The sequence below is a fragment of the Vibrio alginolyticus NBRC 15630 = ATCC 17749 genome (assembly GCF_000354175.2).
GTDB lineage: Bacteria > Pseudomonadota > Gammaproteobacteria > Enterobacterales > Vibrionaceae > Vibrio > Vibrio alginolyticus.
This window is the reverse complement of the sequence record NC_022349.1, coordinates 1,888,724-1,912,660: the sequence shown is the minus strand read 5'-3', so window position 1 is coordinate 1,912,660 and position 23,937 is coordinate 1,888,724. Positions and strand designations below refer to the sequence as shown.

At 46.2% G+C, this 23,937-nt stretch carries 18 protein-coding genes; 8 read left to right on the top strand and 10 right to left on the bottom strand.

The window, feature by feature from the left end:
• Positions 1-7: 7 nt before the first annotated feature.
• From rng to tldD, 4 genes are read left to right on the top strand one after another with little or no spacing between them, the layout of a single operon-like run.
• Positions 8-1,477: a ribonuclease G gene (rng, locus tag N646_RS08725; RefSeq protein WP_005381138.1), complete on the top strand. Its 1,470-nt coding sequence runs from the start codon at positions 8-10 to the stop codon at positions 1,475-1,477.
• A gap of 12 nt (positions 1,478-1,489) precedes the next feature.
• Complete coding sequence (locus N646_RS08720) at positions 1,490-5,371, top strand: YhdP family protein (RefSeq protein ID WP_017821309.1); 3,882 nt, start codon at positions 1,490-1,492, stop codon at positions 5,369-5,371.
• Between the two features lie 33 nt (positions 5,372-5,404).
• Positions 5,405-6,226: a carbon-nitrogen hydrolase family protein gene (locus N646_RS08715; protein WP_005381136.1), complete on the top strand. Its 822-nt coding sequence runs from the start codon at positions 5,405-5,407 to the stop codon at positions 6,224-6,226.
• An 11-nt stretch (positions 6,227-6,237) separates the two neighbouring features.
• Entirely contained in the window at positions 6,238-7,683 is a 1,446-nt protein-coding gene (gene tldD, locus N646_RS08710) for a metalloprotease TldD (protein ID WP_005381134.1), read from the top strand.
• A 66-nt stretch (positions 7,684-7,749) separates the two neighbouring features.
• On the opposite strand, the gene N646_RS08705 is transcribed toward tldD, so the two are convergent.
• Complete coding sequence (locus tag N646_RS08705; protein ID WP_017821308.1) at positions 7,750-9,126, bottom strand: PhoH family protein; 1,377 nt, start codon at positions 9,124-9,126, stop codon at positions 7,750-7,752.
• A 561-nt stretch (positions 9,127-9,687) separates the two neighbouring features.
• On the opposite strand from N646_RS08705, the gene rapA reads away from it, so the two are divergent.
• The gene (rapA, locus tag N646_RS08700) at positions 9,688-12,597 is read left to right on the top strand and encodes an RNA polymerase-associated protein RapA (protein WP_017821307.1); all 2,910 of its coding nucleotides are present in this window, start codon (positions 9,688-9,690) and stop codon (positions 12,595-12,597) included.
• A 108-nt stretch (positions 12,598-12,705) separates the two neighbouring features.
• On the opposite strand, the gene N646_RS08695 is transcribed toward rapA, so the two are convergent.
• Entirely contained in the window at positions 12,706-13,971 is a 1,266-nt protein-coding gene (locus N646_RS08695) for an NRAMP family divalent metal transporter (RefSeq protein ID WP_021707779.1), read from the bottom strand.
• Between the two features lie 342 nt (positions 13,972-14,313).
• On the opposite strand from N646_RS08695, the gene N646_RS08690 reads away from it, so the two are divergent.
• Positions 14,314-15,066 carry a pseudouridine synthase gene (locus N646_RS08690; RefSeq protein WP_017821305.1) on the top strand — a complete coding sequence of 251 codons (753 nt, stop codon included), beginning with the start codon at positions 14,314-14,316 and terminating at the stop codon, positions 15,064-15,066.
• Between the two features lie 103 nt (positions 15,067-15,169).
• Positions 15,170-16,132 (top strand): D-2-hydroxyacid dehydrogenase, encoded by a 963-nt coding sequence (locus N646_RS08685; RefSeq protein WP_017636188.1) that lies wholly within the window; start codon positions 15,170-15,172, stop codon positions 16,130-16,132.
• Positions 16,133-16,221: 89 nt separating this feature from the next.
• Here N646_RS08685 and yjgA read toward each other — a convergent pair whose 3' ends face one another.
• Positions 16,222-16,749 carry a ribosome biogenesis factor YjgA gene (gene yjgA, locus N646_RS08680; protein ID WP_005381124.1) on the bottom strand — a complete coding sequence of 176 codons (528 nt, stop codon included), beginning with the start codon at positions 16,747-16,749 and terminating at the stop codon, positions 16,222-16,224.
• A 110-nt stretch (positions 16,750-16,859) separates the two neighbouring features.
• On the opposite strand from yjgA, the gene pmbA reads away from it, so the two are divergent.
• The gene (gene pmbA, locus N646_RS08675; protein WP_017821304.1) at positions 16,860-18,203 is read left to right on the top strand and encodes a metalloprotease PmbA; all 1,344 of its coding nucleotides are present in this window, start codon (positions 16,860-16,862) and stop codon (positions 18,201-18,203) included.
• 64 nt (positions 18,204-18,267) lie between these two features.
• Here pmbA and mgtE read toward each other — a convergent pair whose 3' ends face one another.
• The 7 genes from mgtE to lptB all read right to left on the bottom strand — a co-directional run bounded on the left by mgtE (position 18,268) and on the right by lptB (position 23,937).
• Positions 18,268-19,626 (bottom strand): magnesium transporter, encoded by a 1,359-nt coding sequence (gene mgtE, locus N646_RS08670; protein WP_005381121.1) that lies wholly within the window; start codon positions 19,624-19,626, stop codon positions 18,268-18,270.
• Positions 19,627-19,774: 148 nt separating this feature from the next.
• Positions 19,775-20,050, bottom strand: a complete 276-nt coding sequence (locus N646_RS08665) for an HPr family phosphocarrier protein (RefSeq protein WP_005381120.1) — start codon at positions 20,048-20,050, stop codon at positions 19,775-19,777.
• A gap of 2 nt (positions 20,051-20,052) precedes the next feature.
• Entirely contained in the window at positions 20,053-20,916 is an 864-nt protein-coding gene (gene rapZ / locus N646_RS08660) for an RNase adapter RapZ (protein WP_017821303.1), read from the bottom strand.
• A 14-nt stretch (positions 20,917-20,930) separates the two neighbouring features.
• Positions 20,931-21,377, bottom strand: coding sequence for a PTS IIA-like nitrogen regulatory protein PtsN (ptsN, locus tag N646_RS08655; protein WP_005381116.1), 447 nt, complete (start codon positions 21,375-21,377; stop codon positions 20,931-20,933).
• Positions 21,378-21,379: 2 nt separating this feature from the next.
• On the bottom strand, positions 21,380-21,667 hold the full coding sequence (gene hpf / locus N646_RS08650) for a ribosome hibernation promoting factor (RefSeq protein ID WP_005381114.1): 288 nt from the start codon (positions 21,665-21,667) through the stop codon (positions 21,380-21,382).
• Between the two features lie 24 nt (positions 21,668-21,691).
• Positions 21,692-23,161, bottom strand: a complete 1,470-nt coding sequence (locus tag N646_RS08645; RefSeq protein WP_017821302.1) for an RNA polymerase factor sigma-54 — start codon at positions 23,159-23,161, stop codon at positions 21,692-21,694.
• 50 nt (positions 23,162-23,211) lie between these two features.
• Positions 23,212-23,937 (bottom strand): LPS export ABC transporter ATP-binding protein, encoded by a 726-nt coding sequence (lptB, locus tag N646_RS08640; RefSeq protein WP_005381111.1) that lies wholly within the window; start codon positions 23,935-23,937, stop codon positions 23,212-23,214.

Sequence of the window (23,937 nt, the reverse complement as noted above, 5' to 3'; positions counted from 1 at the left end):
TGTGCACATGAGTGCAGAATTGCTGCTTAACGTGACCCCGAGTGAAACTCGTGTGGCCATGATTGAAGGTGGAGTACTACAAGAAATACATATCGAGCGCGAATCGCGTCGCGGTATTGTGGGCAATATATACAAAGGCAAAGTAAGCCGAGTGTTACCAGGCATGCAGGCGGCTTTCGTCGACATTGGTTTAGATAAAGCGGCGTTTTTACATGCGTCAGATATTGTTCCTCATACCGAATGTGTGGCAGAAAACGAAAAACAGCAGTTTCAAGTCCGTGATATCTCTGAGCTGGTACGCCAGGGACAAGACATTGTTGTGCAAGTGGTCAAAGATCCGCTCGGCACAAAAGGTGCGCGTTTAACGACGGATATCACCTTACCTTCGCGTTATCTTGTTTTTATGCCGGGGGCCAGCCATGTCGGTGTTTCGCAGCGTATTGAAAGTGAAAAAGAGCGCGAGCGTTTGAAAAAGGTGGTGAACCATTACTGCGATGAGCACGGTGGTTTTATCATTCGTACCGCGGCAGAAGGCGCTGATGAAAAAGAGCTATCTCAAGATGCGGCATTTCTAAAGCGTTTGTGGCTAAAAGTCATGGAGCGTCGCTCAAAATACAAAACGCGTTCAACACTTTACGGTGAACTCGGCTTAGCTCAACGCATTCTGCGTGACTTTGTTGGCACAGAGCTCGATAAGATCATGGTCGACTCCCGCCTTGAATACGAGAACCTGAAAGAATTCACTTCTGAGTATGTACCGGAGTTAACAGATAAGCTTGAGCTTTACGAAGGTGACAAGCCAATCTTTGACATGTACGACACCGAAAACGAAATTCAGCGTTCTTTAGAGCGCAAGGTCGAGCTAAAATCGGGCGGCTATTTGATCATCGATCAAACCGAAGCCATGACCACCATCGACATCAACACGGGTGCATTTGTTGGTCGTCGTAATCTCGAAGAGACTATCTTCAATACCAATATAGAGGCAACGCAAGCTATTGCGCGTCAGCTACGTTTACGTAACCTCGGCGGTATCATCATTATTGATTTTATCGATATGGCATCCGAAGAGCATCGTCAGCGAGTACTTACCTCACTGGAAACGGCGCTGGCGAAAGACCGAGTAAAAACCAACATCAACGGCTTTACCCAGCTTGGCTTAGTTGAAATGACGCGCAAGCGCACACGAGAAAGTATTGAACATATCTTGTGTTCTGGCTGTCCTACTTGTGAAGGCCGTGGCAGCGTGAAAACGGTCGAAACCGTATGCTTTGAGATATTACGCGAGATTACTCGTGTGAACCGTGCTTACGACGCCGATAATTTTGTCGTGTACGCATCGCCGTTTGTTGCTGAAGCGCTATTGGGCGATGAGTCTCATGCGTTGGCAGAGCTCGAAGTATTTATTGGCAAGCAAGTGCGAGTTCAGGCTGAACCCCTGTACATTCAGGAACAGTTTGACGTCGTAATGATGTAATTTGGAACATTTGTGAATTCTGGTGTTAACCGTTTTGGGCGTTTTTGTGCGTGGAGTTTAGTTACTGTATTGGTGTTATTAGCCATATTAGTAACCACGCTTCGCGTCACACTGCCGCAACTTAACCATTTCCAAGATGAGATCAAAACCTGGGTCAAACAAGGCACAGGTTTTGACGTTTCTATTGCTAATGTCGCAGGGACGTGGCGCAATAATCATCCCTCAATTGCGTTACTGGGTTTAGAGGCAAATCTACCAAACGTGCAAGATGCACGCTTCGCTGTTGAAGAAGTCCAAATTGAGTTCGACCTTATTCAATCTCTTTTTCAACTTAAACCTGTAGTTGCAGACCTTACCATTCATAACCTCGCTTTAGACATTCACACGGTAGACATTCTGCCGACTTCTCATCGTCAAGATCCGAAGCCTGAAGTGGATAAGAGCGAAGTGAAACTCATTGACCAACTCGACTCACTTCTTTTACGTCAGTTCGAAGACTTCACTATTAGCGATTCACGGATTTGGTATAAGTCGGTGTCTGGTGAAACTCGCCGTTTAGATATTGAGCAGCTTCGTTGGAGCAATCAAGGGAAACGTCACGTAGCCGAAGGCACGGTTAGCATTGCCGATGTTCGCCTGAACTCATTGTTAGTAAGCGCTAACTTTAAAGATCATGGCTCGTTGCGCGATGTATCTGGTGAGTTTTACGTGAGTGCTCAAGATGTCTCGGTCACACCTTGGCTGACCACTTACATGCAAGAAGAGTCAGGAGCAGAGTCGGGTAAAGTCAGCTTAAATACTTGGCTAACGCTCAAACATAGCCAACCGCATGATGCTTATGTTGAATTGCTGCCTTCCGAGTTGGTGTGGAATGAAGATGGACATCATGAGCTGTTTATTGAGTCTGGAATTTTCAATCTTCGACCAGATAAACAAGGCTGGAAAGTAAATGGCCACTCACTTCAGATCAGAACCGATAATACCCCTTGGCCAGAGCTAGACGTCGCGTTTGATTGGCAACCAAACGGCTGGATGCTTAATCTCTCTCAACTCGACATTGAAGCACTCATTCCGCTCATTAAGCTGGCTCCAGAGTCAGAGTCGACCAGTGACCTTATTAACAAACTAGCACCGAAAGGTCGGGTCGAAGATGTCCGATTGTCAATGAACGGTGGTTTAGACACCTTACGCTACTCGGCTGAACTGGATGAACTCGCGATGACACAATGGGAGCTCCTACCCGGGTTTCATCACGTACAGGGCAGCGTATCGGGGGATGTGAATCAAGCTAAAGCAAAAGTCACCGTCATTGATGATGTCTTTCCGTACGGCGATGTATTCCAAGCTCCGCTGAATATCAAACAAGGTGAAGTCGATATTATCTGGCAGCAAGATGATGCGGGTTGGCGCTTGTGGTCGGATAAAGTGACGGCAGCAACGCCTGATCTTCAAGTCCTGGGGGCATTTCGTCTTGATTTTCCAAAAGAACAAAGCCCATTTTTATCGTTCTATGCCGAAGCGGATCTCTACAACGCGGGTGAAACATGGCGCTATCTACCGACTCTGGCACTTGGACAAGACTTGACCGACTATCTTTCGACCGCGATTCAGGGCGGAAAAGTGAATACAGCGAAATTGTTGTGGTATGGCGAGTTAGGTGATTTTCCTTACAAAGAACATAATGGCATGTTCCAAGCTTGGGTTGGATTAAAAGACGCGAAATTTAGCTTTGATACGGCATGGCCAACCATCACGGATTTGCAGCTAGACTTGCTGTTTGAAAATGATGCCATGTATTTGGATTCAAAATCAGCCACACTAAATGGCGTTCATGCCAAGCGTATCACTGGGCGAATCCCTGAGTTGGCAGAAGGTGGGCACATTGAGATTGAAGCGAAAGCAAGCGCGCCGGGTAATGAAGTCCGTGACTACATGATGGCGACGCCATTAGTGGATTCAGTCGGTGCCGCATTGACAGCGCTGCAAGTGAGTGGTCCCGTTTACTCTGAGTTTCAACTCAATATACCGTTTGATTTTGAGAAAGAGTCTCGCGCTTGGGGTTATGCCGATTTAACAGAAAATCGTGTTGATATTGAAGCGCCGCCAATGACGCTTGAAAACGCCACAGGACGTATCACCTTCGACAATGATGTGGTTACCACATCGGGTTTGTCGGCCGAATTATTACAACAGCCTATCTCTCTTGATTTCCATGGGGAGAGTGCGGAGCAAGGCTACAACGTGACAATTAATACACTAGGAGATTGGGATGTCGAGCCTCTCAAACCCTATGTCGGTGAGCGTTGGTTAAACCTTGTTTCTGGCCATGCGCCGTGGCAAATGGACATTGACTTGCAACTCAATGATGTTGGTTTCACTTATCAGCTTGAAGTGCTGGCGCAGCTAAATCGTCTGGCTAGTCAATATCCTTATCCTTTAGCGAAAAAAATTGGTGAGTCTGGGCAAGCGAAACTGCAAGCATCCGGTAACCAAGAGAGTATTTCAGCAAGACTACAGATCCCAAATGTGAAGTATCAAACTGAGATAGATATCGCTGGCGATGTCCCGGTTCTGACTGCGACTCATTTAATGGTTGGCAAAGGTGGCTTCCGGATTAGTCCTATTGTCGGGCACGATGCTTCGGTGCGTGTCGAAGAACTGAATTTAGACCAATGGGCGGAGCTTGCGCAGGTCTCTGAGAGCAAGCCGTCATCGTCTGTTTTGGCAAGCATGAAAACGCCGACCATTCCATTGCCGACACGCATTGAAGTTGAAACGCCAAACTTACAGCTCGGTGGGATTGAGTTTCATGATGTGGATTTTTCAGCAAGCAAGAAAAATTTGAGTTGGCAACTCGATGTGGACAGTCAAGAGGTTAAAGGGAAAGCTAACTATCTGAAACCCTATGATCTATCGGTCTCTTTAGAGCACTTGCATCTGTACATTCCAGGGTTTGAAGAGATGACCAAAGAGCGCAGCTCAATCTTTGCGAGTGAAGATCAAAACGCACCTTTGATTACCAATTTTGACCGCAAGTTTCACGCAGAGATGCCAAACTTAACTTTGAACATTGATGATTTTTGGCTGCAAGGCTACAAAGTGGGCAAAGTGAATGTTGATTTGCAGCGTCGCCAGAACCGTTTGGAGTGGAAAAATATCACCTTTAGTAGCGGCAAAAACCGCATTGATATGAGTGGTTGGTGGGACCTGACGAAAGAGAGTAGCCATTCCAACTTAACCATGAAAATGAAAGGTGATAACAACACCGATCTTATGGAGCGCTTTGGTATTACATCAGGCATTCAACAAGCACCATTTGAGATCAATGCCAATATGGAATGGGACGGCGCACCTTGGTCAATGAAGACACAAACCTTGCAAGGAAACGTCTCAACGGAATTTGGTAAAGGCGTGATCAGTGAAGTTAGTGGTGCGGCACGCTTGTTAGGCTTGTTTAGCTTGGATTCTATCATCCGTAAGATGCAGCTCGACTTTACCGACGTATTCGATAAAGGCATGGCATTCAACTCGATCACGGGAACGGGCAAAATCCAAGACGGTGTGTTTATCACCAATGATATCGTAATGGATGCGTTAGCAGGGGAAATGCAAATCCGCGGCATCGCTAATATGAACAGCAGAATGGTTGATGCGGAAGTGAAATTCACACCAGACATCACATCAGGCCTACCAATGCTGACCGCGTTTGCCGTTGCGCCTCAAACTGCTTTGTATGTCTTGGCCATCTCTACGGTGATATCTCCGGTGGTTGAGGTCTTCACTCAAGTCAATTATGAAGTGAAAGGCCTACTAGATTCACCAACGGTGAAAGAAATTTCGCGAAGTAAAGGTGAATACAAGCTGCCAGAAAAACTGCGTGAACAGGCCAAATAACTCACCGAATATAATGGAATAGGGAGGAAACACATGGAGCGTGTTGGCATTATTCAAATGACTTCGGGTCCGGATATTAACGCGAATTTGGACTTCATTGAAAAACAGTGTGCTTTAGCGAGCAAGCAAGGTGCCAAACTTGTTCTTACTCCTGAAAATACAGTGCTATTTTCCAGTCGCGAAGCTTATCATCAACATGCAGAGCCACTTGGCAGTGGCATGATTCAACAGCGGCTCTGTGAAATCGCTAGAAAGAACCAGTTAACGCTAATTGTCGGAAGCATGCCCATTCAAACCGCAAAAGGTGTCACCACCACAACACTTGTATTTCCGCCGCACGGTAAATGCATTGCTCACTATGACAAACTGCATATGTTTGATGTCGACGTAGCCGATGGTTATGGTAGTTATCGTGAGTCGGATACGTTTATGGCGGGTAATCAAATAGTCGTTGCGGAAACTGATATCGGCAGTGTTGGATTGAGTATTTGTTATGATTTACGTTTCCCAGAACTTTATAAAGTATTGCGTCAAGAAGGGGCGGATATCATTGTGGTGCCCGCTGCGTTTACCGCTGTGACGGGGCAAGCTCACTGGGAAGTATTATTGCGAGCTAGAGCGATTGAGACACAATGTTGGATTTTGGCAAGCGGACAAACTGGAACGCATCCATGTGGACGAAAAACATGGGGACACTCAATGGTCGTTGACCCTTGGGGACGTATCCATAAACAGCTTCAGGATGAAGTAGGTTTATTGGTGACTGAGATAGATTTGTCACAAAGCCAACAAGTAAGGCAGAATATGCCGCTGACTCAACACAGTCGCTTTCAAAATGAATTGAGACGGAAATAAAAGAGCTAACTATGAGCACAAACCAAATAGAACAGGCACTCCTTGCCCCAAATGGTCTGACAGAACAAGACATTGCTGACACGCTTGCCAGCATTGCGACGCGCCAGATCGATTATGCGGACATTTACTTTCAGTCCAGCTGGCATGAGTCTCTGGTTCTAGAAGACAGCATCATCAAAGATGGCTCTTTTAACATTGATTGTGGTGTTGGTGTCCGTGCAGTAACTGGCGAGAAAACCGGCTTTGCCTACTCTGATCAAATCCAGCCTGAAGGCCTGAAGCAGAGTGCAATGGCGGCGCGCGGTATTGCTCAGCAAGGGCAGAATGGTAAAGTCCAAGCGTTTAAACGCACCGAAAACCAAGCGTACTACGCCGCTGTGAATCCACTAGCTGAATGGGAAAAGCAGCAAAAAACAGAATTGCTCAAATCTCTAGATGCTTACATCCGCACTAAAGAACCATTGATTAAAGAGGTCTCGATCAGCATCAGCGGTGTGCATGAGCAGATGCTTGTTGCGGCAACAGACGGTACTTATGCTGGCGATATTCGTCCTTTGGTGCGTTTGTCTATTAGCGTGCTCGCACAAAAAGGTGAACGACGTGAACGCGGTAGCGCTGGTGGCGGCGGCCGTTTCGGTTACGATTTCTTTTTAACGGAAAGCAATGGTGTGAAACAAGCTTTTCATTACGCAGACGAAGCGATTCGCATGGCGTTAATCAACCTTGAAGCAGAAGCAGCACCAGCTGGCATGATGCCAGTGGTATTGGGTTCTGGCTGGCCTGGCGTGTTGCTACACGAAGCGGTAGGTCATGGCCTAGAAGGTGATTTTAACCGGAAGGAATCTTCGGTTTTCTCTGGCAAAATGGGTCAACAAGTGACGTCTTCGCTGTGTACCATCGTCGATGATGGCACGTTAAAAGACCTTCGTGGTTCACTGAATGTGGATGATGAAGGGGTAAACGGCCAGTACAACACGCTTATCGAAAATGGTGTGCTGAAAGGTTACATGCAAGACAAGCTAAACGCGCGGTTAATGGGTGTGAACCCAACAGGTAACGGTCGTCGTGAGTCTTATGCACATTTACCAATGCCGCGTATGACCAACACCTACATGCTACCAGGTGAACATACGCCAGAAGAAATAATCTCGACGGTCGAGAAAGGGTTGTATGCGCCAAACTTTGGTGGCGGTCAGGTGGACATTACTTCGGGTAAGTTTGTGTTCTCTGCATCCGAAGCATACTTGATTGAAAACGGTAAAATTACGCGCCCTGTTAAAGGTGCGACGTTGATTGGATCAGGTATCGAAGCAATGCAGCAAGTCTCTATGGTCGGTAACGACCTAAGTATCGACAAGGGCGTTGGCGTATGTGGTAAAGCAGGTCAAAGTGTGCCAGTTGGGGTTGGTCAGCCGACCTTGAAGCTGGACTCACTGACAGTGGGTGGCACGGAGTAACTCAGTCGAATCGTTATAAAAAGAGCGCTCATTAGAGCGCTCTTTTGCTTTGTGAGTCGGTGTCAATTACAGGTTTTCTTCAGCAAATTCCGCCAAGCGGCTACGAACCACGCCGTTGAGGTGAATATTTGCGCTGCCTTCAAAGTTCTTGAAGCGCTCAACCATGTACGTCAATCCTGATGTCACTGGGGTGAGGTAATGGGAGTCAATCTGCGCCAAGTTACCGGAGCAGACGATTTTGGTTCCTTCGCCACAGCGGGTAATGATGGTTTTGATTTGTGATGCAGTGAGGTTTTGACACTCATCAAGCAGTACAAACGCATTTTGAATCGAACGGCCACGCATAAAGTTGATCGATTTAAATTGAATGTTGGCTTTATCGCAGATGTACTTCAATGAGCCTTCAGTGCAGTGATCGTGTTTATGTAGTGCTTCCAAGGTATCGGTCACCGCCGCTAACCACGGCATCATTTTCTCCTCTTCGGAGCCGGGTAAGAAGCCGATGGATTCACCGATATCTGGCGTGTTACGTGTTACGATAATTTTATCGAACATGCTTTTTTCAATGGTTTGCTCCAATGCTGCTCCCATTGCCAGTAATGTCTTACCACTACCCGCCGCACCCGTTAGAATCACCAAGTCAATTTCTGGATCGAGTAAGGCATCTAACGCCATTCCCTGGTAGATATTTTTAGGTGTGATGTCCCAAGCCTTACGATGCATTAGACGTTCGCGGCTCAGGTCGAGAAGCGTTAGCTTGTCTTCATTGATGGTTTCTACGCGACCAGCAAAGTCACTGTCTTCATCAATAACGTATTGGTTGATAAAGGTTGGGTCGAAGGGTTCGCGACTGAGTTTGTGGTAAGTTTTTCCGCCCAGAGCATAGCTTTCTACTTCCTCAATACCGCTCCAGAAATCACCTTCACGCAATTGAAAGCCTTTGGTTAGGTATTGAATGTCGTCAATCAGTTGGTCGGTTCTATAGTCCTCAACAAAGCGTACACCAGCCCCTTTGGCTCGCAGACGCATGTTGATGTCTTTCGTGATCAGTACCACTTCACGTGGTGCACGTTTATTTTGCAGATAAAGCACCGCGTTGAGAATACGGTTGTCACCGGCTTTGTCGGCGAAGGCTTTGACAGTTTCCTGCAGTTCAAAATCCGCCAAAATGGAAATAGTACCTTGGTCGGGGTTGTCTTTAGAAACAGGAATGCCTTCAGAGATTTCATCTGGCGTTGCTTCTTTAAACAAATCTTCCAAGGTGCGAATAGCCACGCGCGCATCTCTTGCAACGTCGCGCTTACTGTCTTTGATTCGGTCGAGTTCTTCCAACACGGTCATGGGGATAACGACATCGTGTTCTTGGAAAGAGAAGATGGCAAAGGGTTCATGAAGAAGAATGTTGGTATCGAGTACAAACAGTTTCCGATCGGTATCGCCCATAGCGTCTCCTTGCCGTAGTACGGCTCTGCATGCGAGTTGTTAGGTCGTTTCCAAATAGGTGTGAAGTGACCTAACTCTGATTGCTTGCAATAGAGGTTGTCGGGCTGATGTCGGCTAGTGTGCAACCGAGTAGCAAGACAACTTACTGCAAACCCGTGTTGATCCTAATCGTGTACTAACGCGCTTAAATCATATGCAATGGTTTTAAACGCCCCTCATTAGAAGTATACGTAATATTTACGTTCTACAACTTAATAATTGGCATGAGTATTTTACAATTTGATTGCATTTAGAGTTTGGGAAAAAAAGTTTCTGCTTGGTGCGGTTTCGGCGTGACCTAAATCACAGCTTCAAGTAAGATTAGCGACCTTTTTCTGCGTATAGGCTACGTCCGATTTATCATGTTGAGCTGGCTTAAAAAATACTCAGTTCATACTGAAATGACGAATGCTATCGGCATAGCAGAAGCCAGAATCAGATCTAAACTATTATCCATGCCCACGGGCATGAGTAGACCAACAAGAAACACGAATCAAGAACTAATAACGAGGTAGTCAATTCATGACATTTGCTTTGGGGCAGCGCTGGATTAGCGATACGGAAAGCGATTTAGGTTTAGGTACCGTTGTAGCAATGGATGCTCGTACTGTGACATTGATGTTTGCAGCGTCAGAGGAAAACCGAGTTTACGCACGTAACGATGCACCTGTTACCCGAGTCACCTTTAATGTTGGGGATGTCATCGATTGCCAAGAAGGTTGGTCTCTAAAAGTAGAAGAAGTACTGGAAGATGAAGGTCTTTACACCTATTTCGGTACTCGTGAAGACACGCAAGAAACCGCTGTTGTTCTGCGTGAGATTTTCCTTAGCAACCAAATTCGTTTTAACAAACCTCAAGATAAGTTGTACGCCGGTCAAATCGACCGTATGGACAACTTTGTTCTGCGTTACCGTGCGCTAACCAACCAGTTTGAGCAGCATAAGAGCCCAATGCGTGGCCTATGTGGTATGCGTGCAGGTTTGATCCCTCATCAGCTTTACATCGCGCACGAAGTTGGCCGTCGTCACGCGCCACGCGTCTTGTTGGCGGATGAGGTAGGTTTGGGTAAAACCATCGAAGCGGGCATGATCATCCACCAACAAGTTCTGTCTGGTCGTGCCGAACGCATTTTGATTGTGGTGCCTGAAACACTGCAGCATCAATGGCTGGTTGAGATGATGCGTCGTTTCAATCTGCATTTCTCTATCTTTGACGAAGAGCGCTGTATCGAAGCGTTTGCGGATGCAGAAAACCCATTTGATACTCAGCAATATGTGCTGTGTTCTTTGGATTTCCTACGCAAGAGCCGCAAGCGTTTTGAACAAGCACTGGAAGGTGAATGGGACCTACTGGTTGTCGATGAAGCGCATCACCTTGAATGGAGCCAAGATAAACCGAGCCGTGAATACCAAGTGGTAGAAGGCTTGGCTGAACGTACTCCAGGTGTGTTGCTACTGACTGCAACGCCAGAGCAGCTTGGTCGTGAGAGTCACTTTGCTCGTCTGCGTTTATTGGACCCAGACCGCTTCTATGATTACGAAGCATTCGTTGAGGAAGAAGATCAATACGCGCCCGTAGCGGATGCGATTACTTCACTCTTTTCCGGTGAAAAGCTACCTAATGAAGCAAAAAACCAGATCACTGAGTTGTTGTCTGAACAAGACGTAGAACCACTTTTCCGTATTATCGAAAGTGAAGCGGACGAAGAAGCTAAAGCGTCGGCACGCCAAGAGCTGATCGATAACTTGATGGATCGTCATGGTACAGGGCGTGTTCTGTTCCGTAACACGCGCGCGGCCATCAAAGGCTTCCCTACGCGTAACGTGCATCTGATGCCAATGGATATTCCACCGCAATACACTACATCAATGCGTGTTGCTGGGATGATTGGCGGTAAGATGAGTTCTGAAGCACGTGCGATGAAGAACCTTTACCCGGAAGAAATTTTCCAAGAATTTGAAGGCGATGACGCGAGCTGGTGGCAGTTTGACTCGCGTGTGAATTGGTTGCTTGAAAAAGTAAAAGAGAAGCGCAGCGAGAAAATCCTCGTGATTGCTTCTCGTGCGAGTACCGCACTGCAATTGGAGCAAGCACTGCGTGAGCGTGAAGGTATCCGCGCCACCGTTTTCCACGAAGGTATGTCGATTCTTGAACGTGACAAAGCGGCGGCTTACTTTGCGCAAGAAGAAGGTGGAGCACAAGTTCTTATCTGTAGCGAAATCGGCTCTGAAGGTCGTAACTTCCAGTTTGCCAACCAACTTGTCATGTTCGACTTGCCATTTAACCCAGACTTGCTTGAGCAACGTATTGGTCGTTTGGACCGTATCGGTCAAAATCGCGATATCGACATTCATGTTCCTTACCTGAAAGGCACATCGCAAGCGATCCTAGCACGTTGGTTCGATGAAGGCCTGAGCGCTTTTGCGGAAACCTGCCCAACAGGCCGTGCTGTTTACGATAAGTACTCCGATGATCTGATTGAAATTCTTGCCTCTGGTGATACCAGCACGCTAGATGAGATCATTGAAGCGTCAGCAAAAATGAATAAAGAGCTGAAATCCCAATTGGAGCAAGGCCGTGATCGCCTATTAGAAATGCATTCAAATGGCGGGGAAAAAGCACAACAAATCGTTGAGAAAATTGAATCAACTGACGGCGATACCAATCTGGTCACCTTCGCACTTTCTCTTTTTGACACGATTGGCTTGAATCAAGACGATAAAGGTGAAAACGCCCTGATTGTGACCCCATCTGAGCACATGATGGTGCCAAGCTACCCAGGTCTGCCATACGAAGGAGCGACGATCACGTTTGATCGTGATACGGCTTTATCTCGTGAAGATATGCACTTTATCAGTTGGGAACACCCAATGATCCAGGGTGGTATCGATCTTCTTATGAGTGAAGGGGTGGGGACGTCTGCGGTATCTCTATTGAAAAACAAAGCGTTACCAGTCGGGACTATTCTTCTTGAGTTGATTTACGCGGTAGATGCGCAAGCGCCAAAACGCAGTGGTATCGCGCGCTTCTTACCGAAAACGCCAATCCGTTTAATGATGGACTCGCGTGGTAATGATTTGTCTGCTCAAGTGGAGTTTGAAAGCTTTAACCGCCAGCTCAGCCCTGTAAACCGTCACTTAGGTAGCAAGTTGGTTACGTCGGTACAGAAAGACGTACACCGCTTAATTGAAGCCGGTGATGTTCTTATTGAAGAGAAGGTCGAAGAAGTACGCAAACAAGCTCATCAAGATATGCAGCACAGTTTGAATGCAGAGCTTGAGCGTTTGCAAGCACTGAAAGCGGTGAACCCAAATATTCGTGACGAAGAAATTGAAGCTATCGACGCACAAATTAAAGAGCTCACTGGTTACATCAACCAAGCTCAGGTTCAGCTCGACTCGCTGCGTTTGATTGTGGTGAGCCACAACTAAGTAAGTATTTATTGCTCATTAAAAAAGGTCTTCAGTTGAAGACCTTTTTCTTTATTTACGGTTTAGTTTCTTTAAGCGGAATGCATTAATCACTGATAGCTATCTCATTTACATCAACCACTTCCACCAGATAAATACAGCCAAGAAGCCAAACAAGTAAATCAGGCCTGCAATCGACAACCACTTTAGTTTAGGTCCAACAGCCAAAGGCTCAGATAACTCAGTTTTGCTCACTAAGGTGTAATTTAGCAGAGCAAAGAATGGCGTGGTCATAAAGGCGAGAATCATCGCAAAGTTCAGCATAGGCAATAACGCAGAAGCCCAGAAAACCACAATACCTAATGCAAGTAAGGAGACTACCAGCATGATCGCTGAAGTGGTTTTAGGGTTAGTGTCTGGTTGTGAGCGCAGTAGGCGTTGAGAATCCGAAATAACGCGCGAATAGCCATCAATAACGGTAATCGTGCTGCCAAAGATACAGAAAAACGCAATTACCGCGATTAAGTAACGAGACCATTCGCCAATCGTTGCCGCATATAAGCCAACCAATTGGTGGGAGAAGCCAACGCCAGAGCTTTCAAGCGCAACGCCAGAACCATAAAGCATCAAAGAGCCTAGCGATACAAAGATAATGGCAAGAAACGCCGTGCCAATATAACCGACATTAAAGTCAAATAGAGCAGAGCGGTATGTTACTTCTTGCTGGCTTGATTGGCGTTTTAGCCACGCTGAGGTTAAACAGGAGATCTCTATCGGTGCAGGCATCCACCCCATTGTCACGACGATAAAACCAATAGCCGCAATAGACCAAGGTGATGGCGGCTCGAAGTTGGCTACTTGCTCAACAGGGTTACCAACGGCGATAGAAACAGCGAGTAAAGTCGCGATGGTTAACACCGACATTATCACTTTAGATAGCGTATCGAGCGCTTTGTAATGGCCAGCAAATAATATGATCAGGCAGGTGACAATCACAATGATGCTGAGTGATGCCATTGATAGTGAAAACGGAATGAAGTAGCCCAGCAAGCTAGCGCTAAACATCAACAAAGCGGCGGTATTGATGACGGCCGATACCACGCTCAGAAATAGAAATAGCCATAGATAAGGCCGACCTAATTTCGCGTAGCCCTCAACCAAGGTGAGCCCTGTCCCCATGGTGTACTGTACGCCCGCTCGGAAAAAAGGGTATTTAAACAGGTTTACGAGCAGAATCAGTGCAGCCAATTGCCAACCATAAATCGCACCAGCCTTGGTTGATGCGACGAGGTGAGAGCCACCGACCGCAGCAGATGCCATTAATATGCCGGGGCCTAGCGAACGAAAAAATAAGGAAAGTTTGGATTGGGGTTTATCTATAACGGCGGAGTCCATTGCTTATTGTCCTTTTTATCTTATGTATCTTTCTAAAGAGATACATACCGCAGTACATGACAGGCTGAGCGATCGCCCTATACTGCGCAACGGTAATGTCTTTTAAATGCTGTGTTTTGGTGTATTTATTTTAAGTATTCTTTGCGAATATCATGCTGTGTGCATCTAGCACTCTATTCAGTTATGCGTCTTGTTGTCAAACTAAATTTACAACGTGCTATTTTTAGTTTTTATGCTAAAGGATTGACTTTGTTTTATTGGGTTGAACTTTTCTTCCGAACCCTGCATCTGGGTGCTATTTGGGTATATAATCGCGGCGTTTTTATTTTGTAGAGATCTCCCATGGCAATGCTTGAATATACCCCTCCCACCGACCCTTGGGTTGATATCGTTTTTGAGGATGACGACATTCTGGCAGTGAATAAGCCATCAGGGCTGCTGTCTGTCCCTGGTCGCCTTGCAGAGCATTACGACAGCATGTGGAGCCGCCTCAAAGAGTTGCATCCAGAAATTCAAGTTGTGCATCGCTTGGATATGTCGACATCAGGGTTGATGTTGCTGGCGAAAAACAAACCCGCGGAGCGAGCATTAAAAAAGCAGTTCCAATATCGCCTCACTCACAAGGTGTATTACGCACGTGTTTGGGGGCATGTTGAGCCGCAAGAAGGGAATATTGATCTTCCATTAATTTGTGATTGGCCAAATCGTCCACGACAAAAAGTATGTTTTGACGACGGCAAACCATCTCAAACTTTATTCCAAGTAGTGAAGCGTGAAGTGCACCCTGATGGCACCCATACGACCGTTGTGCGACTACTGCCCATTACTGGTCGATCGCATCAGTTACGCGTGCATTTGATGGCGATTGGTCATGCGATTATTGGTGATGAGTTTTATGCAACTGAAGAGGCGTATCAGTTTTCAGAGCGTTTAGAGTTGCACGCTGCGGAGTTAAGTTTTTATCACCCAGTCACAGAACAGTTGAGCAGTATTTTTGTACCCTGTGACTTTTCTCCTGAAGCCGAGGCGATGATCTTTAACTATTTTTCGCCAGAGCGTACATTGCCTGATTATAAAACGTTGCCACACCCTTAATGCCAATTGCACTCAACAGCGGTTCTTTCTAGTTCGCTATTTTTGGCTATTTCGTTACTGTGGTTGATGTATCCTGTCTTTCAGCCGTGAACAAGGAGTTGTTATGTCTTTGCCAAGCATCGTATTTTTAGACCGAGCGACCATCCCAGAACATATTGAGGTCCCACGACCTGGCTTTCCGCACCACTGGCGTGAGTACGACCTAACTGCGCCTGAGCAGGTAATAGAAAGGTTAGCAGATGCCGATATCGTGATTAGCAATAAAGTCCTGCTTGACCAACATGTATTAGAGCAACTACCAAAATTACGGATGATCGCGGTTGCCGCAACTGGTTTTAACAACGTCGATGTGAACTACTGTGCTAATCATGATATTGCGGTTGCTAATGTACGTGGTTACGCGACGCGTTCGGTGCCCGAGCATGTGATGTCAATGTTATTCGCTTTAAGACGGAATTTATTTGGGTACCACCAAGATATTGCCGCAGGTGAGTGGCAGCGTAACCAGCAGTTTTGTTTTTTTACGCACCCAATCGGGGATATTGGTGGTAGCACGTTAGGTGTTGTTGGTAGCGGGGCACTAGGGCAAGCGACGGCGAATCTGGCTCAAGCGTTAGGAATGACCGTGTTGTTTTCTGAGCGTAAAGGGGCGGCAGAATGTCGGCCTGGTTATGTGCCGTTTGAGGAAGTATTAAAACGCTCCGATGCGCTGACCTTGCATTGCCCGCTCAACGATCATACTCAGAATTTAATTGGTCAAGCAGAGTTGCAACAAATGAAGTCCAACTCCATTTTGATTAATACAGGGCGTGGAGGTTTGGTGGATGAGAGCGCACTGGTGGATGCCTTAAAACAGCAAGAAATTGCAGCGGCTGGTTTTGATGTTTTTACACAAGAACCGGCTGATGAGAGCAATCCGCTGATTGCCAATATGAGTTTACCTAATTTGTTACTGACACCGCATGTTGCATGGGGCAGCGACTCATCTATTCAACGTTTAGCGGAAATCTTGATTGAGAACATTAACGCTTTCGAGCGCGGAGACCGCGTTAATCGCTTAGTGTAACGCTGACTGTAAAACCAAAGATAAAAAAAGCAGACATTGACGTCTGCTTTTTGCGTTTAAATCGAATGCTCATTGCGTGAGCCCTCGAATTAAAACTCTTCTTCGTTTAGACCTTTAAGGATCTGAAAGATTTCGCGGTACGCTTTTGCTGGTTTCCCAGCTTTTTTCTCTTTCGCTGCTTGGCGAGCAAGTTGGCGTAGACGCTGACGATCCGCTTCTGGGTACATTTCCATTACGTCATCAATGGCTTTGTCACCTTCTTCCACTACGCGATCACGCAACGCTTCAAGTTTGTGGAATACCGCCGTTAATTGAGAGTGCTTATTACGAATTTTATCCAGTGCGGCTTGGATTGGCTCTGGATCTTCGTAACGCATCAATTTACCGATACGTTGTAATTGGCGACGACGCGCTTCATTTTTAAAGCGTTGCGCGTCAGCAATTGCTTCTCGCAAATCTTCGCTCAATGGAAACTTTTCTAGAACTGAAGGTTTGAGGCCGACAAGCTCCTCACCTAGCTTTTGCAGTTCTTCCATGTCTCGCTTCATCTCGGATTTACTTACCCAGATGATCTCTTCTTCTGGTTCCCATGGCGCTTTTTGATTCTTACGTGCCATTTCAGTTGCCTGTGTTTTGATTAATATTATGACTATTTTAACAAGAATCATGGGGAGAAAGCGAAATTCTTGTTATCCTATTGTTCATCAAAGACAAGATGTGAAAGACAATGGATATTAAACAGCAGGTTGCTGAGCAACGTACCGAGCTAGAGCAAGCCGTCGCAAGAGCCTTAAAGCTTGCATCGGCAAAATCTGACGCCGCCGAAGTCGCAATTACTAAAAGCACTGGTTTAAGTGTTTCAACTCGTATGGGTGAAGTAGAAAATGTCGAGTTCAACAGCGATGGTGCGCTGGGCATTACCGTTTACCGAGGTCAACGCAAAGGCAGTGCTTCCACGTCTGATTTAAGTGAAGCTGCAATCGAGCAAACCGTTATAGCGGCGCTAGATATTGCACATTACACATCTGAAGACCCATTTGCAGGCCCTGCAGCGAAAGAATACATGGTGCAAGAGATCCCTGAGCTTGATCTTTTCCACCCTGACGCACCCGATCCAGACTATGCTGCCAATGTGGCGATTGCAGCAGAAAAAGAGGCGCTAAATTATAATAGTGCAATCAAACAAAGTGATGGCGCGAGTTATGATAGTCATTACGGCGTGAAAGTGTATGGCAATAGCCATGGCTTATTAGCTAGTTATGCGTCTAGCCGACATAGTACTAGCTGTTGTGTAATTGGCGTTGGTCAAAACGGCGAGATGGAACGTGATTACAGCTACACCGTGGCACGTCATCGTGATGACTTATGGACCCCAGAAACGGTGGGTCGTAAGGCGGCAGAGAATACGGTTAACCGCTTAGATGCGCAGCGTCTAAAAACAGGTCAATACCCAATCATGTTTGCGGCTGATGTTGCGACAGGCTTGATTGGCCATCTCGTTATGGCGATCAGCGGTGGTAACTTGTACCGAAAATCTTCTTTCTTACTTGACCATCTAGGCAAACAAGTGCTTCCTGAATGGTTCAATATCTCAGAACGTCCGCATGTATTGCGTGGTTTGGCATCAAGTCCATTCGATAGTGAAGGTGTGTACACTCAAGACCGTGAGATCATTACCGACGGTGTGCTAGCAACTTATCTGTTAACCAGTTATGCCGCACGTAAAATGAAGATGACGCCGACAGGTCACGCTGGTGGGATTCATAACTGGTACGTGAAGTCGACAGGCCAAAACTTCGAACAAATGCTTAAAGAGCTCGGTACTGGTCTTCTAGTGACAGAAGTCATGGGACAAGGTGTGAACGTGGTAACGGGTGATTACTCTCGCGGTGCCGCAGGCTTCTGGGTTGAGAATGGCGAGATCCAATACCCAGTATCAGAAATTACCATCGCAGGTAATCTAAAAGACATGTTCACCAAGATTGTGGCGGTTGGTAGTGATATTGAAACGCGCTCACAAATCCAAACGGGCTCTATCCTACTGGATACCATGAAAGTGGCGGGTGAATAAGCTTTTCTAGCAATTCAGAATCAAAAAAGCCTGATGTGTTCATCAGGCTTTTTCGTTTTTTCTGTTAGGTAATCAGTATTGTGGCAAGCCCTAAGAAGACAGATAAACCAATCACATCCGTCACCGTTGTTAATGCCATACCACCAGCTAAAGCAGGATCGATGTTCATTTTTTTCAATAGGATTGGAATCGTTACTCCTGCAATACCTGCGACCAATAAGTTGGTCAGCATGGCGGCGGAAATGATTCCTCCGAGCATCCAGTTACCTTTCCAAGCAACAACAATACCACCAATAATCAGCGCCCACATGATACCGTTGAGTAAGCCGATCGAAGCTTCTTTCATTAACAGTTCGCGTTTGTTTGAGTCACCGATATGACCAAGAGCAAGACCACGAATCACTAGTGCGACGGTTTGGTTACCAGCGACACCACCCATGGACGGAACAATCGTCATCAATACTGCAATGGCCGCCATTTGATCTAATGTGGCCTCAAACATATTAGAAACGGAAGCAGCAGCAAGGGCGGCTAATACGTTAGCGCCAAGCCAGATACTGCGTTTGCGAGCTGATTTTACAACAGGCGCGAAAGTATCTTCGTCATCGTCCATACCCGCCATACTCATCATCGAGTGTTCCGCGTCTTCACGAATAACGTCAACCACGTCATCGATGGTGATACGACCGACCAAATGCAAGTTTTCATCAACAACAGGTGCAGATACCCAATTACGGCGTTCGAACAGACTCGCAACATCTGAGTCGCTAGTATCGACGGTGATGGCCTCGTCCGCGTCTTCCATTACATCAATGATTTTTACGTCTGGCTGAGTGGTAATAAGCGTCGTGATCGGCAGTTCACCGATGAGCTTACTCTCTTCATCGATCACATACAGGGCATCCGTAGCTTCTGGAAGCTCGCCTTTCATACGTAGATAACGCAAAACTACGTCCACATCTACGTCACCACGAATTGTGATGACGTCGGTGTTCATCAGTCCTCCCGCGGTGTCTTCTGGGTAGGATAGGGCAGTTTCGACCCGTAGACGGTCAGAGGAGTCCATTTGCGACAGGACTTCGCGTGACAGGTTGTCAGGCAAGCTACGCAGTACGTAAGCCACGTCATCGGTATCCATGCCTTCTGTCGCTTCTGCAAGCGCTTCTGGTGCCATTTTGGATACGAGGCTGTCTTTGACGTCTTCGTTCAGCTCGTCAAGGATTTCACCATAATCTTCAGGGTCGGTGAGTTGCCAAAGAACTTCACGGCTCTTCCGTGGGGAGGCTTCTAAAAGGTGAGCGATATCCTCAGGTTCCATGTCCTGTAATTGACGACGAACATGGACGAAGCGGCCATTTTCTAGCGCTTCTGTGACTTCTTGGAGGGCTTGGTGAGCTTGGTCGAATTCAATTTGCTCTGCCATTCATTCCTCCCAATTCCTGATATTTACAATGCGTTGAATAATAACTTAATTCTAGGCGCCTTTTAATAACAACTTATGATACTAAGCAAATTTATTTATTAGGTCAGGGAAGAGAAAGATAATGGGAGGTAAGAAAAAAGCGAGTAAACTACTCGCCTTCATCAAATTTATCTTCGATCAAGTGGCAAACGGCATCCAGTGCTTCTTCCGCTTGCCCACCCGTTGCGTGGATCGTGACGTATTGTCCTTGAGCGGACTCTAGCATTAACAGGCCCATTACGCTGTCTGCTGTGGCGGTTTTGTCTTCTTCATTGTCGATGGTGATGACCGCTTCAAAGCTCTGTGCCAGTTCGACCAGCTTGACTGCTGCACGAGCATGTAAGCCAAGGCGGTTTTGAATCAATACTTTACGACTTAACTCCACGGCTACTCCTTAGCGTTTTTCTCTAGTGAGGTATGGCGAATTTGTACTTGGTGTCCTTTGTTGGCGAAGTATTCACCGATTTGCTGAGTTAAGTACACCGAGCGGTGCTTACCACCAGTACAACCGATTGCAACGGTCAGGTAGCTGCGGTTGTTTTTCTCAAGCAGAGGTAACCAATTCTCTATAAAGCTTTCAATTTGATATTTCAAACTTAACACCGATTGGTGTTGCTCTAAAAATGCGGCGATAGGAGCATCCAGACCTGTAAGCGGGCGTAGTGCTTGTTCCCAATGTGGGTTAGGTAAGAAGCGAACGTCAAATACGTAATCGGCATCGGAAGGCAGGCCGTATTTAAAACCAAAAGACTCAAATACCATAACGAGCCCTTTGCGATCTCTGCCTTCAACGCGCATACGCACGGTTTCACTCAATTCATGCAAAGACTGCCCACTACTATTTAGGACCAGATCTGCATGCGCTTTGAGTGGCGTCAAAATTTGTTTCTCACGCTCGATGGCTTGATCGAGCGAGAGGGAGGTGCCACCTAAAGATAACGGGTGAATTCGGCGTGTTTCGCTGTAGCGTTTGAGTAGCGTTTCTTTATTGGCGTCCAAGAAAAGCATGGTCACATCAAGCTCAGTTTTTAACTGTTCTAGTGTACTCGTCAGTTCTTTTAGCTTTTTAGGAATATTACGAATATCAATGCTGACTGCAACATTCTGTTTGCTGTCAGCAACAGAATGAACAAATGCGTCCAGCAAGTTAACTGGCAGGTTATCAACACAGTAGTAACCTAAGTCTTCCAGTACACGAAGCGCAATACTTTTACCGGCACCTGAGTGCCCGCTAACAACGATTAGTCGCATGGAGTTAGTCCTGCTTATTGGTGAATCATGATGTCGTAAAGTTCTTCATCACTCTGAGCATTACGCAGTAGTTTTAATACTTGCTTATCGCTCAGACGTTCTGCCATAGAGGATAGAGTCTTGAGGTGCTCTTTGCACTGTTCTTCTGGTACAAGGAGCGCAAAAAGAAGATCGACAGGTCGATTGTCAATCGCATCAAATTCGATTGCTTCATCACATTGCAGTAAGACAGCAATGGCCTTGTCGCTTGATTGCATTCTCGCGTGAGGGATCGCAATACCGTTTCCGATACCGGTACTGCCCATTTTTTCTCTATTGAGCATGCATTCGAACAGCTCGGTAGAATCTTGGCCCGTTTGATCAGCCACGATACGGCTGATCATTTCAAGGGCGCGTTTTTTACTCGTGCAGTGGACCGCACTTTTGGTGCAGTCCAATGACAGTATTTCGCTCAGTTGCATGATTAATGACTGTTTAGTTTTTCTTTGTGCTTATTAAGTTGGCGAACCAATTTATCTACCAGCGAATCGATCGCGGCATACATATTTTCGTCATCGGCTGATGCGTGGATTTCGCCTTGATTTATGTGAAGCGTAGCTTCCGCGATTTGAGTAATTTTTTCAACTTTTAGTACAACATGCACTTGATTGATGTGGTCGAAGAACCTTTCGAGCTTCTGAAACTTAGAATTTACATAGTCTTGCATTGAATCGGTAAGATCAACGTGATGGCCTTGAATATTGATTTGCATAGACTTTCCTTTTCAGTTAGTGCCTTATAATAGGCGTTTACGCTGACTTGAAGGGGCAATTCCCAAGGATTCGCGATATTTGGCTATCGTACGTCTTGCGACCTGAATCCCTTGGTCAGCCAGAAGAGCAGCAATCTTGCTATCACTCAGTGGTTTGGCAGTATTCTCTGCTGCGACCAGTTTTTTAATGAGTGCACGAATTGCTGTTGACGAACATTCTCCGCCGTTGTCAGTACTAACATGGCTAGAGAAGAAGTACTTCAATTCAAAAATACCACGTGGTGTATGCATAAATTTTTGCGTTGTTACACGAGAAATCGTGGATTCATGCATGTCCACAGCCAAAGCGACATCATTGAGCACCATTGGCTTCATGGCTTCCTCACCATACTCGAAGAAATCTTGTTGATGTTCAACAATACATCTTGCAACTTTGAGTAGCGTCTCGTTTCTACTCTCTAAGCTCTTAATTAACCATTTTGCCTCTTGCAAATTGCTGCGGATGTACTGGCTATCCGCGCTATTACCTTTGCCTAATTGAGCATATTGTTGATTTACTTTTAATTTGGGCACGCTATCCGGGTTTACAGAAACGGTCCATTTGCCATTGTCTTTAAAAACGGACACGTCTGGAATTACGTACTCGGTATCATCAGGAGTGATGCGACTACCTGGACGAGGATCTAACTGTTGGATAAGCTTTAAGACTTCACGAAGATCGGCTTCTTTCAGCTTAGTCTCTTTGATGACGAGCTTGTAGTCACGGTTGCCTAGGTGATCAATATGATCCGCAAGTATCATTTTGGCTTCAGCAAGCCACGGCGTGTCTTCTGGGAAGGTCGTCAGTTGCAGTAACAAACATTCTTGTAAGTTACGTGATGCAACTCCAAGAGGATCGAATTGTTGAATGCGTTTACGAACGGCTTCTACTTCGTCTAACTCTATCTCTTCATTATCGAAGCTCTCATGAATCTCTTCAGGCGACAAAGTTAAATAGCCGTAGTCGTCAACAGCGTCAATAATCGCTAATGCAATCGTGCGGTCGGTTTCACTGAATGGTGTTAGGTCAAGCTGCCACATGAGGTAATCATGTAACGATTCAGTGGTTTCGCCTTGGTAGACGGGCATATCATCATCAAGAGCTAAGCCAGTGCTACCAGTATTAGCGCTGTAGACGTCATCCCAAGTCGTGTCGATTTCAAGTTCAGAGCTAATTTCTGATTTCTCTATCACATCGGAGCTATCTGGAACGTCAATTTCTGTTGGTTCGCTAGCACTGTTGCTATCAGCAGCCTCGACCGCTGACTTATCTTCACCGTTTGCTAGAGGCTCGTCTTGGCCTTCTTCAACTTCCAATAATGGGTTTGAGTCCAACGCTTCTTGGATTTCTTGTTGAAGATCGAGTGTCGACAATTGCAATAAGCGAATCGCTTGCTGCAACTGTGGCGTCATGGCTAACTGCTGACCTAGCTTGAGTTGTAATGAAGGTTTCATTCAGTGTTACTTACCTTGTAATGCTCAGAATCTTACCGTTCCTAATATAATCATAGACGGAATTGTTCGCCGAGATAAACTTGTTTCACCTGTTCATTATTGAGAACTTCTGCCGGAGTTCCCGATGCAATTAGGTGCCCTTGGCTCACGATATAGGCTTTTTCACATACGTCCAGTGTTTCACGTACATTATGGTCAGTGATTAACACTCCGAGACCACGATCGCGCAGATGCTCAATGATTTTCTTGATGTCATTAACCGAAATTGGGTCAACACCAGCGAAAGGTTCATCCAATAAAATGAACTGAGGGTTGGCCGCTAAAGCTCGAGCGATTTCCACCCTGCGTCGCTCACCCCCTGATAGTGCCATACCAGCACTGGTTCTGATGTGCTGGATGTGGAATTCTTCCAACAAATCTTCCAGTTTATCTTGGCGCTCTTCCCTCGTCATTTCTTGACGAGTTTCAAGTACGGCCATGATGTTATCTTCTACTGAAAGCTTACGGAAAATCGACGCTTCTTGCGGAAGATAGCCAATGCCAAGGCGTGAACGGCTATGCATCGGTAAAATACTGATGTCATTGTCGTCAATGGTAATGGTGCCCTCATCACGAGGTACTAAGCCGACAATCATGTAAAACGAGGTGGTTTTACCCGCGCCGTTTGGACCGAGTAGCCCAACAATCTGACCAGATTCAACTTCTAAGCTAACATCAGTGACGACTTTGCGTTTTTTGTAGCTTTTCGCCAAGTTTTTCGCACTCAGTACTGCCAT